We start from the raw sequence: 14,740 nt of genomic DNA, 5'->3' as shown, positions 1-14,740 counted from the left end.
GTAGTGGTCTTTTGAATCTGCTTATAGCTTTCGCTCGTTCAATATTTGTGAATTCTTTAATTTCTTATCTCGTAATAATTACAAAAATAAGTGATCTGGAGATTAGGAATGACGAGTCGAACATCAACACATGTTTTAGATAACTTACGTCTGTCTTCTGCTCAGCCTACGGGTTGGGTTAAGAAAGCATTGGCAGTTTGTCTAACTGCAGCAATGTTAACCGCCTGTAATGGCGATGATGGTGATCAAGGTCCGGCTGGACCAGCAGGCCCTGCTGGAGCCGATGGTGCTTCAGCAAGTGCGGGTAACGGTGGTGTGGCAAATCCGGACGGTTCAAACGTAACCACATCTGGCTATATTTTCCCGAGCAATGCAATTTATGTAGAACTGCCTGAAGCAGCTGCGGCGGCAGATGAGGTGGATATCACTGCAGCGATTCAAGTGGCATTATTTGAACTGTCTGACAGCGGTCTTAGTGATGCAACCCTAGTATTACCAAAAGGTGAGTTTGTCGTTAACGATACCATCGTGATTGATAATGCTGATGGTTTAACCCTGACCGGTTACGGAATCAATGAAACCAAACTGAATTTCACCAATTCTACCGGAGATGATGCGATCCGTTTTGAGGGTGGATCTAACATTACTGCTCGTGACTTCAGTGTCTATGAAGCGCCTAAAAACGGCATTAAGGTGACCAACTCTGACGGTGTTCATTTGGCTTACACCGCGACCATTTGGGAAGGTGAGTTGAATGATGAGAATGGCGCTTACGGTCTTTATCCTCTGCAGAGTACCAACGTTCTAATGGAGCATAACTACGCCCGTGGCTCTGCTGATGCCGGTATCTATGTTGGTCAATCATCTAATATTGTGGTGCGTGACAATATTGCTAAAGAAAACGTTGCAGGTATTGAGATTGAAAACTCTTTTAACGCTGATGTGTACAACAACCTGGCTGTAGGGAATACCGGTGGTATTTTGATTTTTGATTTGCCAGGGTTGGAGCAAGCGTACGGCGGTAATGTACGTGTGTTCAATAACCAAGCGTATGCCAATAACTCTGAAAACTTCGCAGGTGGTGGTGCTGTCGGTATTGTTCCGCCTGGAACGGGGGCACTTATTTTCGCAACCAGTAATGTAGAAGTGTACAACAACGAATTTACTGATAACGAAACGGCGGCCATCGAAATCGCAACCTACTTCATGGCGGATGATAATGTTGCTGGCTATGTAGTGGGCGATGGTTCTGGTAATTACGAAGGGACAATCGCTGATGGCTGGAGCCCGTTATTAAAGAATGTCAGTATCCACAGTAATACTTTTGCTCGAAATGGTGGTGATGCGCGTGGACCATCCATTGGTGGTGTAGCAACACTTCCTGCATTTGATCAGATTGTTGCTGGTTACGAAGGTGGTGCGGCGAATGATATGTCCGGTGTGCCAACGGTATTCCCGAACATTCTTTATGATGGGATCGGTGAGCTATTGTCTAACGCAGGTGCGTTAGCTGGTTGGGACGCTATCGTCAGTCAATCTGCAAAAGACGATGGTGTTGACCACGATGCCTTCTCTGATGCCGATAAAATCTGTATTGGAAATAACATTAATGGAAACAACATTAGTGATGCTGGTGATTCCACAAACCATCTTGCTTATGAAAACGTGAACATTGGTGTTGTTTACGATACCGATCCTGCGGATGCTGCTAACTGGAATGGTGCTGATCCTGCGGCTCGTTTGCTATCGCAGCGTATGGATGGCCCGGCACGAACTCTTCTTCAGTGTGATACTGATCCTACTCGCTTAGCGCCAGCGGAAGTGACTTTCCGTGGCAAGGTTTATGGCTGTAATGGCGATGACCTAGCCGAACCGGCGTGTTCTTTATAAATCGCTAAACCCTTCGCCAAAGAAAACTCTCTTTGGTGAAGTCGATTTATATCTGTGTTTTTAAGCGAGGGTAGATAGATGAGTGTGTTTGAAAATTTAAATTTTGGAAAGATGACTCGATTGAGCGTCTTGTTAGCGGCTGCCAGTGTGATGGCTGCCTGTAGTGATTCTGATAGTTCTGGATCTTCGGCGACTTCCGGTGGCGGTTCTACTACCGGAACCATGATCAACAGTGGTGCCAGTGCCGCTTCTGGAAACGAAGGTGATTGTGATGCTGTCACAGATGGGGTGAACTGGGATGCTTTGATGACAGAAAACTGTCCGAATCTGTCGGACTATAATCTGTTTCAGGATTCCACCGACCCAACGACTAATCCGAATGCCGGTGGTGTGATCTTTGATCTGACCACACCGTTATTCACGGATTACGCATCAAAATATCGTTTTGCGTTTGTGCCTGAAGGTGAAACCATCAAGTACAATGAAAATGAAGTGCTGAACTTTCCTATTGGTTCGGTCATTGTAAAAACCTTCGCTATGCCAGTCGATACCTCGGCCCCGGATGGTGCTGAGGTGGTGATTGAAACGCGTTTATTGATTCATCGTGAGAATGGTTGGGTTGCTCGTCCGTATTATTGGAACCCTGGTTCAGGAGATACCGATGCGGAATTGTCCATTGCTTCTAAAACAGTGACTGTGACCACAACGCACGAAGGTACTGCAAGAACCTTTGATTATATCGTTCCGTCTCAGGCTTCCTGCCTGTCATGTCACGCTGTTCAATCGGCGGGTCTTCCAAAGATTACTCTACCAATTGGTCCTAAGGCGCGTTTCTTGAATCGTGACTTCGATTACACCAGTGGTTCTGCGTTAATCCAGACTGAAAATGAAACCGCTAACCAGCTGACCTTTTGGGCTGAGCACGGGATCCTCTCTGGCTTACCAAATCTGACATCCGTTCCAGTCACACCTACCTATCGTGATGAGAATGAAGCTGCGCTAGTCAATATGTCTGAAGCAGAAATTCAGGATGCGGCGGAAGCCTATTTGGATATTAACTGTGCTCACTGTCACCGTGCAGGTTTAACCATTGCAGAGATTGAATTGGGTGATGGTTCTAACCTTGCCGATACGTATCGTGGCGCTGCTGGTAGTACAGGGTTACAGGTGGAATATAACCGTGACTTTGAGGATGATCAGACCAAGTTTGGTGTTTGTAAGACGCCGGTTGCTGGTGGCCATAACAGCTATCCTCAGGATGTGGTACCAAGTCGTGCTGATTTGTCTTACTTGAAATTCCGCGTTGAAACCACTGATTCTCGTCATAAGATGCCGGAACTTGGTCGAGTGACTACGCACGATGAAGGGGTGAGCTTGATCAGTGCCTGGATTAATCAGATGGATCCAGCTAACTGTACTCCCTAGATGGGCCAGCCCGAACTCAAGGTTCGGGCTTACCATTATCTTAGGCAATCAAGTGTCTTGAGCAATAAATTACTTTGAGCGATGTAATATTTGGGCAGTTTCATAGCTGCCCCTTTTTATTTTGGGGCTCTTCTTAACTTCTAAATCCGATAAATCCGAGGTGCGCGCGCTTATTGTTTTTGCGTATGGCGCTTCATGTCTTCGCAATAATCTTTATCTGACCATCGTGGTGTAAACCAGAGAAAATCAGCTTGGTTTAATTTATCCGCGTTTAATAGTTCGACGGTCTCGTAATTGTCGTTAACTTCAACAATTTGTATGACCAAGGTTTTCTTTGTGGGTGACCGTTTTGTTAGATGCAATGGAACCCCGTTTTCCTTATTTACGTGATAATTACCGGCAATAAGAACTGCTTTATCGTTTTGCGAGAGGCTAAACGCCATGCTGGCATCCTTTGCGATTTGAATCTTAGCCATAGGTGCAGTTTGAGTGGCAGGGAGCATATCGCAGTGTTGACTATGAATTTCTTGTTCAAGTGCCGTTAGCTGTTCGCCCGTTACTACATCGGCGGTGGAAAAACGGTTTGGGTCTAAATCATCGAAGCCTTTTCTATAAATCTTCATGAGGTCGTCTTTGGGTAAATTACCTGCGACGATGGCCGCGCCTTTGGTTAATCCAGTTTGCACAAGCGGCATATAATATTTGGAAGGCCAGCCTGCTTGATCGAAGTTCGTGGCTTCTGAAATTTCTTCCGTTAATGAATTAGAGGTTAGCTGAGATAGGGTGTCTTGCTGATCGTAATTCAGCATTTCAAGGACCAGATGGTATTTGGTTTCGGGTAATAACTCTGTCAGTATCCAGTTCTGCAAGTGGTGATGATCGGGGTTATCGTGTTTTTCACCAATAAGCACGTAATTAGCGGAGCTCAATTCTTTGATGAGTTGTTCTGGCTGAACGCGACGACGATCCGAAGTTCGGACAATATCGCCAACTAAGGAATGGTCAACTGATAATGCAGATTGCCAGAGCATTTGTGTTTGAATGTAGGGGCTGCAGGCTGTGATCAGTAGCACTGACACCAGGCTAACAAATAAAACGGCGCAGGATCGTACGAGTATTAATGGCATAATGCTTCCAATCATCTGAAGTTAAAAAATAAGACAAGTGATAATTTATGGAACATAGCTTTTGGCACAACAAATGGCAATTGGATCAGGTTGGTTTTCATCAAGAGAATGGTCATCCTGAGCTTGTGAAGTATTTTCCTAAGCTCTCTGAAGGATCATCGGTGCTTGTTCCTTTATGTGGTAAGACCAAAGATATGCTTTGGCTAGTCGAGCAAGGTTATCGAGTTACGGGTGTCGAGTTATCCGAAATCGCGGCTCGGGATTTCTTCAAGGAAAATGGGCTAACAGCTCAAGTTTCTGAACGAAAAGTTAACGGTAACGACTTTAACGTCTTTCAATGTGATCAGTTGCCAATTGTGTTTGTCGTGGGTGATTTCTTCAATTTTAACGGTGAGTCGTTTGATGCTTTGTACGATCGAGCGGCGCTAATTGCATTGCCTCAGGAAATGCGCGCTGATTATATTCGTCATTGTCAGTCATTATTAAAAGCATCAAGTCATGGTCTGATTATTACGACGGTTTATGATCAAAGTGTCGCTTCAGGTCCACCATTCTCAGTGCTGGATGAAGAACTGATCTCGCTGTGGAATGGTCATTTGGAGCGAGTAGGGGCTATTGAGTTGATCGAAGAAGAGCCTCGTTGGAAGTCCAAAGGTCTGACCAGCTTTAAAGAGCATATATGGGTTTGGTAAAGAAATAGTGAGTATTTTCTATGTCAGCGCTTTCAATGTAAGTGCTGCCCAAGCAAATGCTTTCCGTTATAATGCCGCGCAATTTGTAAACCGATCAGAGACATTTATTCATGCAGCACGTTGATCCTCAAGCGCTTGAAGAGCTAAAAGCATTTTTACCATGTGAAACCCCGGATGAATGGGTTCAAGAAGCCTTGAAAAACCAGGACATGCTTTTGGTAAATCATGCGTATCTCGAAAAGTGTGCTGCACGTACTGCACTAAACCTGATGTTTAAGCATCCAGATAAACCTGATTTGCTGCATAAGATGTCTCGTTTGGCGCGTGAAGAATTGGTGCATTTTGAGCAGGTGATGAAAATCATCAAAAAGCGTGGTTTGAAGTATCGTTCACACCAGCCGTCTCGATATGCAGGAATGATGAACTCGGGTGTGAGAAAGCAAGACCCGGATAAAGTGATAGATACCTTGATCGTAGGCGCTTTTATTGAAGCGAGATCGTGCGAACGTTTTTCTAAGTTAGCGCCTCATTTGGATGAAGAGCTGCAGAAGTTTTACATCTCGTTGCTAAAGTCAGAAGCACGTCATTATAAGGATTACATTACGCTTGCCGAAAAATATGCGGGTAAGCCGATTGATGAGCGTATTGAGTATTTTGCTGCGGTTGAGAAAGAAGCGATCCAATCACCGGATGAGTTGTTTAGGTTTCATAGTGGTGTGCCGGCATAAGAGCAAAAAAATTTATAAAAAACGGGCCTCAGATTGCCCGTTTTTGTTTTAAGTATCCTTTATTTTTCTTAGCTTTGAGGCGCTATGATCTTAAGGCTTTCCTCAGCGAAACCGCTACCTGCTTCCGCGAAGAAGTTGAAAACGTGATCGATTCCGCTTTCTCTTAGTAACTCTTGTTCATCCGCATAGCGTGCTATCCCTGCGATAGAGCCCTTGTAGTTACTCAACTGTAACTGCTCTGTGATGTTTTTCATATCTTCTATGCTTGGTAAGGCAAGCATTACCAGCTTAACGGGAGCCAGGTTGAGGTTGTCCCAGAAGTCTGCATCTTCCGCATCGCCCATGACCACGGGTAGACCTTCTTCGGTGAGATGCTTGATCGTTAAATTGTCAGCATCAATACCACATACCCGGTCGCCAATTTCTTTGTGGAGGGCTTTGTAGGCGCCTTGGCCGACTCGACCTAGACCAATAACCAAAACTTCAGCGTTAGGGGGTTGGCAGAAAATATCGCGGTTTAAGCGTTCTGAGCGTTCATATTTACGGATAATTGATTTATTCCGAGCATAAAAGCCGTGAGCTCCTTTGTAGGTAATGCTGGTAATAACGAAGGAAATTGATACGGCCAAGGCAATAATGACCAGCCAGTTGTTGTCTAGCCAGCCTGAATTAACACTTAAAACCATCACAATGAGGCCAAACTCGCTGAAGTTCATCAGTGAAAGCCCTGCCAGATAAGAGGTTCGACCGCGTAGTTTCAACCCTGTAAGCAGAGCAAAATAAAGCAGCGCTTTAACTACCAGTAAAAGAAGGCAGAGTCCGAGTGCGATAACGAACATGTCTAACGTTGGTAAAGCGGTAAACCCAATGGCTAGGAAGAAGCCGATCAGGAATAGGTCTTTAAAGCTCAATAAGGCCTTAGCAAGTTCACCTGATTTTCTGTGCTGAGCTAATAAAACACCAAATACTAAGGCGCCAAGATCGCCTTTCATACCAACTAATTCAAAGAGTTCGTAGCCGCCAAAGGCTAATAAAAACCCGGTTAGGGGGAGCATTTCACCATGACCAGAGCGATTTAATACCCAATTAAAGATTGGCTGAGAGAAGGCTAGGAGTATTAATCCCAAAGCCCAAATGGTAGGTAACTCACCTTTTGCAAAGACTAAAAATAAAACGGCAGCAATATCTTGGATGACCAAAATGCCTATCGCTAATTTGCCATGGCGAGTTTTCATTTCACCACTGTCTTCAAGGAGTTTTACGACACAAACGGTGCTACTGAAGCTTAAGGCGAAGGCGATGATGGCTGCGGATTGCAGGGTTAAATCGCTGAAGTAAGGCAGGGCACTCATGGAGAGTAGCGTTAACATGCCAGTTAACGCAGCAACCCAAATGGCCATGTGAAATAAAGTGCCGCCCCAAACTTCAATACGAGTCAGGTCTTTTAGATGAATTTTTAGACCAATGGTGAAGAGTAATAGGGTAACGCCCAGATTTCCCAAGGTTTGTAGCAGGGAGTCAGCTTCGAGACCGTAAGCATGCAAGGCAAAACCGGCAATAAGATAACCAATCAAAGGTGGTAGATTTAATTGTTTAAAGGCAAAGCCAAAGAGATAAGCAATTAATATCCAAATAAAATCCATTAACTAACCCTTATAGAATTGATTGGAATTTATCTTCTGTTGTAATTCCGAATCGAGTGTTCAGTGGTTTTAGAATTAACTGTTGATCGAAAGATTAACCCAAGATATGCCCTGTTATATTGGATCTATGTCAAAATCAATCAAAGAAAATTGACCGTTTTCCAGCTTTAAATACCAGCCTTTCTTATCCCAATCACCAAGAACAATCCTCTCTGCTTGAGTTGTATGTAAAGCCATGGCTATCTCGGGTAACGGGTGGCGTGCTGGTCTGTGGGTGTGTCCATGAATTACGATTGGTACTTGATTGTTGATCATCTCTTGCTCAATCGCTTCAGGTGTTACATCGAGAATGCTGTAGTCATGAACTTCACGGCCTTTGCTCTTGTTTCGGAGTTTTTGACCGATGTTATGACGAACCCTTTTAGGGAGCTTCAAAAATAGCCATTGCACGATAGGGTTTCGGACTATCCGGCGGTATTTCTGATAGCTTTCATCGCTGGTGCACCATATGTCGCCGTGAGAAAGCAAAATTTGTGTTAAGCCGACTTGGATTCTTAATGGGTCTGGAAGTAATTCAGTGCCTGACAGTTGGCTAAAGCGTTTACCTAGTAAGAAATCACGGTTGCCATGCATGAAATAGACTCTGATGTCTTTGGTTTTCAGTTGGCTTAATTTCTCACAAATAGTAATTTGAAAGTGGGTTAATAGGTCATCCCCAACTGAGACTTCAAAAAAGTCACCAAGAATGTACAGGGTGTCTTTAGGTTTAACTTTGTTGTCGAGGAATTGAAAAAACGCCCGGGTTAAATCCGGGCGTCCTTCATGCAGATGTAGATCTGATATAAACAGAGTGCTCATAGATTAGATATGACTCAATGAATTCTCTGATTATTCTTCAACAACTTCTGCTTTTTCAATGATAACGTCTTCAACAGGAACGTCTTGGTGACCCATCGCCATCGTCGTAGGTACTTTTTTGATTTGCTCAACTACGTCCATACCTTCAGTGACTTTACCAAATACGGCATAACCCCAGCCTTCCATTGTTTCGGCTGTGTGGTCTAGGAAGGTGTTATCAGATACGTTAATGAAGAACTGCGCTGAAGCAGAGTGTGGATCCATCGTACGAGCCATTGCAATGGTGCCAGTCATGTTGCTCAGACCGTTGTTGGCTTCGTTTTTGATTGGATCATTCGTGCGCTTTTCTTTCATGCCAGGCTCAAAACCGCCGCCCTGAATCATGAAGCCATTGATTACACGGTGAAAGATAACGCCATCATAGAAGCCGCTTTTTACATATTCTTCGAAGTTTTTAGCTGTTTCCGGTGCTTTTTCGAAGTCAAGTTGAATGTCGATGTTACCGAAATTGGTGGTTAGACGGATCATGAATAGCCTCTATCTTATTTAAAGTTCAGATTAATGACTGGTTACACTTTTTGTACAGATTGCACAAATGTAGCGCGTTAAACGAGTAGCACTAAGTAGTGCACACAGGTACAATTATTTCCAGTTTTTACATAATACGATTTTGAACGATTTAAAAAAACACGTTTGTTTTAGGGATAGTGAATTTTAACTATGGCAACACCTGAGGCTCCAAGCACTCCTAGTAATTTTATCCGCCAGATCATCGATAAAGATTTAGATTCAGGCAAACACTCTAACATTATTACGCGATTTCCACCTGAGCCAAATGGCTATCTTCATGTGGGGCATGCTAAGTCAATTTGTTTAAACTTTGGCATCGCACAATCATTCCAGGGTGTATGTAATTTACGTTTTGATGATACTAATCCGGAAAAAGAGAACCCAGAATACATCCAATCCATTCGTAATGATGTTGAGTGGTTGGGTTTTCAATGGCCGGGTGAGCCTAAATTTGCCTCCAACTACTTTGATCAACTTCATGGCTATGCGCTTGAATTGATTAAATCAGGTAAGGCGTATGTATGTGAGCTTACGCCTGAACAAGCGCGAGAATATCGTGGCAATCTAAAAGAGCCAGGTAAAGAAAGCCCATACCGTAATCGCTCTGTAGAAGAGAATCTGGACTTGTTCGAACGCATGAAAAATGGTGAATTCGAAGAAGGTAAAATGGTGCTTCGAGCCAAAATCGATATGGCTTCGCCAAATATGAATATGCGCGATCCGATAATTTATCGTATTCGTTTTGCTGAGCATCATCAAACAGGTGATAAGTGGTGTGTTTACCCTATGTATGACTTTACGCATCCAATCTCTGATGCGTTGGAAGGCATAACTCATTCTTTATGTACACTTGAGTTTGAAGATCATCGTCCATTGTATGATTGGTTACTGGATAACATTTCGATTGATTGTCATCCGCAGCAAATTGAATTTGCGCGTCTGCAATTGAACTACACCGTTACCAGTAAACGTAAGCTGAAGCAGCTGGTAGATGAAGGGCATGTAACTGCGTGGAATGACCCTCGTATGCCTACTATCTCAGGTATGCGTCGTCGTGGTTACACTCCAACGGCTATTCGTAAGTTCTGTGATTCAATTGGTGTGGCTAAAGCGAACAGCACAGTAGATGTGGCTATGCTGGAAGCAGCAATTCGTGATGATCTGAATGACAATGCACCGCGTGCAATGTGTGTGCTAAACCCGTTGAAAATTACCATTCAGAATTATCCTGAAGGACAAGTTGAGCAATTATCTGCGCCTTTACACCCTCAAAAAGAGATGGGTGAGCGTACTTTGCCTTTCACTCGCGAAATCTTCATTGATAAAGAGGATTTCCGTGAAGAGGCAAATAAGAAGTTCAAGCGTCTTGTTTTAGGTAAAGAAGTGCGTTTGCGTAATGCATACGTGATTCGTGCTGATGAAGTGATCAAAGATGAAAACGGCGAAGTCGTTGAAATCATCTGTACTTATGATGCGGATACTTTGGGTAAAAACCCGGAAGACGGTCGTAAGGTCAAAGGTGTAATTCACTGGGTTTCCGCAACCGAATCTCTGCCAGCTGAAGTTCGTTTGTATGATCGTTTATTCTTGGATGAAAACCCGGATGGGAATAAAGAGAAAAGTTTCCTTGAATTGATTAATCCTGATGCGTTGACGGTCGTTAAAACTGCGAGGGTAGAACCAAGCGTTGCAGAAGGTCAGCCGGAACAAGGTTACCAGTTCGAGCGTGAAGGTTACTTCTGTATTGATAGCGAAGACAGTAAGCCTGATCAATTGGTTCTGAATAAAACTATTGGGCTGCGTGATACCTGGGCCAAAATTGGCGACTGAAGCTTCGTGAGATCAGTTATACGGCGTTAAAAGCTTACTTGAATGCTCATTTATAAAATATAAACTCCGCGTTTTCGTAAGCTTTTGCCTTGTCTAACTTTCTCTCACTGTGCCTCAGGAAGTATTGGTTGTGGCTATAGGGCTTCAATATAAAAAACCGGCTATTAAGCCGGTTTTTTTGTGTCTGCTTTATGTGTCTTATTTAACTTGTCATGACTCTACTTTATTTGTCGTGTAGTTCGGCACACGCAAACAAGGTGTTTTCCATTAGAGTGGCCACCGTCATTGGGCCAACACCACCTGGAACTGGGGTGATCCATGCAGCGCGCTTAGCGGCTTCTTCAAACTCTACATCACCGACTAACTTACCGTTATCTAAACGGTTAATACCTACGTCAATAACAATTGCGCCATCTGGTATCCATTCACCTTTCACTAGGCCTGCTTTACCTGCCGCAGCAATGACAATGTCTGCTTGGGCTAAATGACCTGGCAGGTCTTTGGTGAATCTATGAGTAGTGGTAACAGTGCAGCCTTTAATAAGTAGCTCTAGACCCATAGGGCGACCGACAATATTTGACGCACCAACAATTACCGCGTGCTTTCCGTGGAAATCGATGCCTGTTGATTCCAGTAGGGTAACAACGCCTTTTGGTGTGCAGGGGCGTAATACTGGTAAGCGCTGGGCCAGTCTTCCTAAGTTATAAGGATGGAAGCCATCAACATCTTTATCTGGGCGAATTCTTTCAAGAATATCGTCGGCTTGAAGGTGCGCCGGAAGAGGTAGCTGAACAAGAATACCATCGATTTCATCATCGCTGTTTAGGTCGTCGATTAGCTTTTCCAGTGCATCTTGTGTGGTGTTTTCTGGAAGGTCGAAGGATTTTGATAGGAAGCCAACTTGCTGGCACGACTTACGCTTATGAGCTACATAGACTTGAGAGGCTGGGTTGCCTCCTACCAGAACAACGGCTAAACCTGGTGCGCGCTTTCCTTGTTCTGCACGGGCAGCAACTTGTGTTGCAATCTTTGCCTTAATGTCTTCAGAGATTTTTTTACCATCAATGATTTGGGCTGTCATTGTTATCGATCCTATCAGCGGTGGACTTGTTAATTGGCTAGGTCAGTCCGGTGAGAAAATTTGCGCGCATTTTCTCATGACAGTTTAAGTATGTCATCTCTAAGTGCTGGGATACTCGATAGTTAATTGATTAAAGGAGAGGGAGGATGGAGAAAGTCTTTTGTATTTAGGGTATTAATGAAAAAAGTTAAAAAATAGTTGACGGTCAAGAAAAGCTGATTATAATTTGCGTCCACTTGAGATGGTCATCGCATGGTCTTTATATGCGCTCGTAGCTCAACCGGATAGAGCAACGGCCTTCTAAGCCGTAGGTTGCAGGTTCGAGTCCTGCCGGGCGTGCCATTTAAGGTTGTTGGATCCTCTTAAGTGCTATTCAAAATGCGGAAGTGGTGAAATTGGTAGACACGCTGGATTTAGGTTCCAGTGCTTCACGGCGTGAGAGTTCGAGTCTCTCCTTCCGCACCATTTGTTTTCTTTGTGTTCTCTCTTTTTCTGTCTTGTTTTTATCTGAAATTGCCCTTTAATTTCTCATATTTCTCTTGATTCTCGTGCGTTCAATCCTTAAAGTAGCGGTTTATTTTTTTGCCGTACTGATGCTGTGAATGGCTGATTATTTTAAGTGAGCCAGCATCAACATAGGCATCATTACGAATTTGGTTAAATTTTGAGGAAGTTCCATGCAAGTTTCAGTTGAAACAACATCTGGCCTAGAGCGCAAAATGACGGTTGAAATCCCTTCTGATCGTATCGATTCAGAAGTTGAGACGCGTTTAAAAGATACAGCAAAACGTGTGCGTATTGATGGTTTCCGTCCTGGTAAAGTTCCTATGCGCGAAGTTAAGCGTCGATATGGCTTAGGTGTGCGTCAGGAAGTTCTTAGCGAATTAATGCGTTCTACTTATTTTGAAGCTGTAATGCAGGAAAAGCTAAACCCTGCTGGCGCGCCTTCAATTGAGCCTGTGGAAGCTGCTGAAGAATCAAGCTTCTCTTATGTTGCAACATTTGAAGTGTATCCAGAAGTAGAAGTGAAAGGTATGGACTCTGTTGAAGTGGTTCGTCCTAAAGTAGAAATTTCTGATGAAGACGTTTCTGAGATGATCGATATCTTGCGTAAACAGCAAGCAACTTGGGAAGAAGTTGAGCGTGAAGCTGCTGACGGCGATCAAGTGACAATCGATTATGTTGGCACTAAAGAAGGTGTAGAGTTTGATGGCGGTAAAGCTGAAAACGCACCTCTGACTCTAGGTTCTAACACGTTCATTCCTGGTTTTGAAGATGGCCTTGTAGGTGCTAAAGCTGGCGATGAAAAAGTATTGGATCTGACGTTCCCAGAAGATTACGGTAATAAAGATCTAGCTGGTGCAGCTGTACAGTTCGCTGTAACTGTAAAAGCTGTTTCTGAGCAAAAACTTCCTGAGTTGAATGATGAGTTCTTCGCTCGTTTCGGTGTAGAAGGTAATGATGAAGCTTCTTTCCGTGCTGAAGTTAAAAAGAATATGGAGCGTGAGCTAGATCAAGCTATCAAAACTAAGGTTAAAAACCAGGTGATGGATGGTTTGGTTGAGCAGAATGAAGTTGAGATTCCTGCGTCTTTGATTAATGAAGAAATCGATCGTATGCGTCAGCAAGCTGTTCAGCAGTTTGGTGGTGGTCAAGGTTTTGACCCGAAATCTCTTCCAGCTGAAATGTTCCAGGATCAGGCTCAAAAGCGTGTTCATGTAGGTTTGATTGTTGCTGAAATCATTAAGTCTAATGAATTAACTGCTGATGGTGAAAAAGTTGATGCAATGCTGAATGAAATGGCTTCTGTTTACCAAGAGCCACAGCAGGTTATCGACTGGTATAAAAACAACCCTGAGCAACTAAATCAACTTAAAGCGGTTGTGCTAGAAGAGCAGGTTGTTGAGAAGGTTCTAGAGTCTGCGAAAGTAGAAGAAAAAGAAATGAGCTACCAAGACGCTGTTAAGCCTGAAGGTCAAGCGTAATAGCTTATTTTTTAATCCTGAACTCTGTGTTTAGGAAATAAAACAATAGCACTTGTCGCGAGTGGTTCCATTCGGCAACGACAGGTGCTATTTTGTATCAGATAGTGAATTTAAAAAATAATAGTCTGATTTTGCTTATAAAATGAGCATTTTTTCAGGGAAATGTATCAAACTGAGGGAGTGGACGGTTAATGACTAACTATCCTTTTGGTAACCCGTTTTCGTCTATGAATGGTATGGATGCAACAGATCCAAGTGCGTCATTGGTTCCTATGGTCATCGAGCAGACGTCCCGTGGTGAGCGTTCGTACGATATCTATTCTCGTTTATTAAAAGAGCGTGTGATTTTCTTGGTTGGTCAAGTTGAAGATCATATGGCTAACCTTATTGTGGCTCAGTTATTGTTCTTAGAGTCAGAAAACCCTGATAAAGACATTCATCTATATATTAATTCTCCTGGTGGGTCTGTGACTGCTGGTCTTTCAATATATGACACCATGCAGTTTATTAAACCGAATGTAAGTACTATGTGTATCGGTCAAGCCTGTTCTATGGGGGCTTTCTTATTAGCGGCTGGTGAGAAAGGCAAGCGTTATGCGCTGCCTAATTCTCGTGTCATGATTCACCAGCCAAGCGGTGGTGCTCAAGGTCAAGCGTCTGATATTAAAATTCATGCGCAAGAGATCTTGGATTTACGTGATCGTTTGAATCGAACTTTGGCGGATCACACTGGTCAACCAATGGAAACAATCGAGCGTGATACCGAGCGAGACAACTTTATGTCGGCAATTCAGGCTAAAGAGTACGGTTTAGTGGATGCAGTGCTCGACAGAAGAGAAACTGCGTCCTAATATACCCAGAATAGGTGCCGATATTTTTTAGTGGCAAGTAAAGAATAAACGGAGTAGTCG

General features: G+C 43.6%; 12 protein-coding genes and 2 tRNA genes. 9 read left to right on the top strand and 5 right to left on the bottom strand.

Annotation, left to right across the window (positions count from 1 at the left end; all coding sequences use genetic code 11):
- The first annotated feature begins 108 nt into the window (after window positions 1–108).
- Window positions 109–1,890, top strand: a complete 1,782-nt coding sequence (locus ACFOEK_RS02870) for a parallel beta-helix domain-containing protein (protein ID WP_386715877.1) — start codon at window positions 109–111, stop codon at window positions 1,888–1,890.
- 78 nt (window positions 1,891–1,968) lie between these two features.
- A complete protein-coding gene (locus tag ACFOEK_RS02865) occupies window positions 1,969–3,315 on the top strand; it encodes a hypothetical protein (protein WP_386715874.1) in 1,347 nt (448 codons plus the stop codon).
- 170 nt (window positions 3,316–3,485) lie between these two features.
- Here the strand turns inward: ACFOEK_RS02865 and ACFOEK_RS02860 are convergent, their stop codons facing one another.
- Complete coding sequence (locus ACFOEK_RS02860) at window positions 3,486–4,442, bottom strand: ChaN family lipoprotein (protein ID WP_386715871.1); 957 nt, start codon at window positions 4,440–4,442, stop codon at window positions 3,486–3,488.
- Window positions 4,443–4,489: 47 nt separating this feature from the next.
- Between ACFOEK_RS02860 and ACFOEK_RS02855 the strand changes: the two genes are divergently transcribed.
- Both ACFOEK_RS02855 and miaE read left to right on the top strand, forming a co-directional pair.
- Window positions 4,490–5,134 (top strand): thiopurine S-methyltransferase, encoded by a 645-nt coding sequence (locus ACFOEK_RS02855; protein ID WP_386715868.1) that lies wholly within the window; start codon window positions 4,490–4,492, stop codon window positions 5,132–5,134.
- A 110-nt stretch (window positions 5,135–5,244) separates the two neighbouring features.
- Window positions 5,245–5,862 carry a tRNA-(ms[2]io[6]A)-hydroxylase gene (gene miaE / locus ACFOEK_RS02850; protein WP_386715865.1) on the top strand — a complete coding sequence of 206 codons (618 nt, stop codon included), beginning with the start codon at window positions 5,245–5,247 and terminating at the stop codon, window positions 5,860–5,862.
- 68 nt (window positions 5,863–5,930) lie between these two features.
- Here miaE and ACFOEK_RS02845 read toward each other — a convergent pair whose 3' ends face one another.
- The 3 genes from ACFOEK_RS02845 to ACFOEK_RS02835 all read right to left on the bottom strand — a co-directional run bounded on the left by ACFOEK_RS02845 (window position 5,931) and on the right by ACFOEK_RS02835 (window position 8,891).
- The gene (locus ACFOEK_RS02845; RefSeq protein ID WP_386715862.1) at window positions 5,931–7,505 is read right to left on the bottom strand and encodes a cation:proton antiporter domain-containing protein; all 1,575 of its coding nucleotides are present in this window, start codon (window positions 7,503–7,505) and stop codon (window positions 5,931–5,933) included.
- Window positions 7,506–7,619: 114 nt separating this feature from the next.
- A complete protein-coding gene (locus ACFOEK_RS02840; protein ID WP_386715859.1) occupies window positions 7,620–8,363 on the bottom strand; it encodes a UDP-2,3-diacylglucosamine diphosphatase in 744 nt (247 codons plus the stop codon).
- Window positions 8,364–8,393: 30 nt separating this feature from the next.
- Entirely contained in the window at window positions 8,394–8,891 is a 498-nt protein-coding gene (locus tag ACFOEK_RS02835) for a peptidylprolyl isomerase (protein WP_386715856.1), read from the bottom strand.
- 192 nt (window positions 8,892–9,083) lie between these two features.
- On the opposite strand from ACFOEK_RS02835, the gene ACFOEK_RS02830 reads away from it, so the two are divergent.
- On the top strand, window positions 9,084–10,763 hold the full coding sequence (locus tag ACFOEK_RS02830; protein WP_386715853.1) for a glutamine--tRNA ligase/YqeY domain fusion protein: 1,680 nt from the start codon (window positions 9,084–9,086) through the stop codon (window positions 10,761–10,763).
- A 223-nt stretch (window positions 10,764–10,986) separates the two neighbouring features.
- Here the strand turns inward: ACFOEK_RS02830 and folD are convergent, their stop codons facing one another.
- Entirely contained in the window at window positions 10,987–11,844 is an 858-nt protein-coding gene (folD, locus tag ACFOEK_RS02825; protein ID WP_386715850.1) for a bifunctional methylenetetrahydrofolate dehydrogenase/methenyltetrahydrofolate cyclohydrolase FolD, read from the bottom strand.
- Between the two features lie 265 nt (window positions 11,845–12,109).
- Between folD and ACFOEK_RS02820 the strand changes: the two genes are divergently transcribed.
- The 4 genes from ACFOEK_RS02820 (at window position 12,110) to clpP (ending at window position 14,680) form a co-directional block, all read left to right on the top strand.
- Window positions 12,110–12,186: transfer RNA gene (locus ACFOEK_RS02820), tRNA-Arg, on the top strand.
- A gap of 38 nt (window positions 12,187–12,224) precedes the next feature.
- Window positions 12,225–12,309, top strand: a tRNA-Leu gene (locus ACFOEK_RS02815).
- Window positions 12,310–12,521: 212 nt separating this feature from the next.
- Window positions 12,522–13,829: a trigger factor gene (gene tig, locus ACFOEK_RS02810; RefSeq protein ID WP_386715847.1), complete on the top strand. Its 1,308-nt coding sequence runs from the start codon at window positions 12,522–12,524 to the stop codon at window positions 13,827–13,829.
- 227 nt (window positions 13,830–14,056) lie between these two features.
- Window positions 14,057–14,680 (top strand): ATP-dependent Clp endopeptidase proteolytic subunit ClpP, encoded by a 624-nt coding sequence (clpP, locus tag ACFOEK_RS02805; RefSeq protein WP_386718518.1) that lies wholly within the window; start codon window positions 14,057–14,059, stop codon window positions 14,678–14,680.
- Window positions 14,681–14,740 lie beyond the last annotated feature (60 nt).

The sequence above is a fragment of the Litoribrevibacter euphylliae genome (assembly GCF_042646085.1).
In the GTDB taxonomy this organism is placed as follows: domain Bacteria; phylum Pseudomonadota; class Gammaproteobacteria; order Pseudomonadales; family Litoribrevibacteraceae; genus Litoribrevibacter; species Litoribrevibacter euphylliae.
This window is presented reverse-complemented; position numbering and strand designations above follow the sequence as displayed.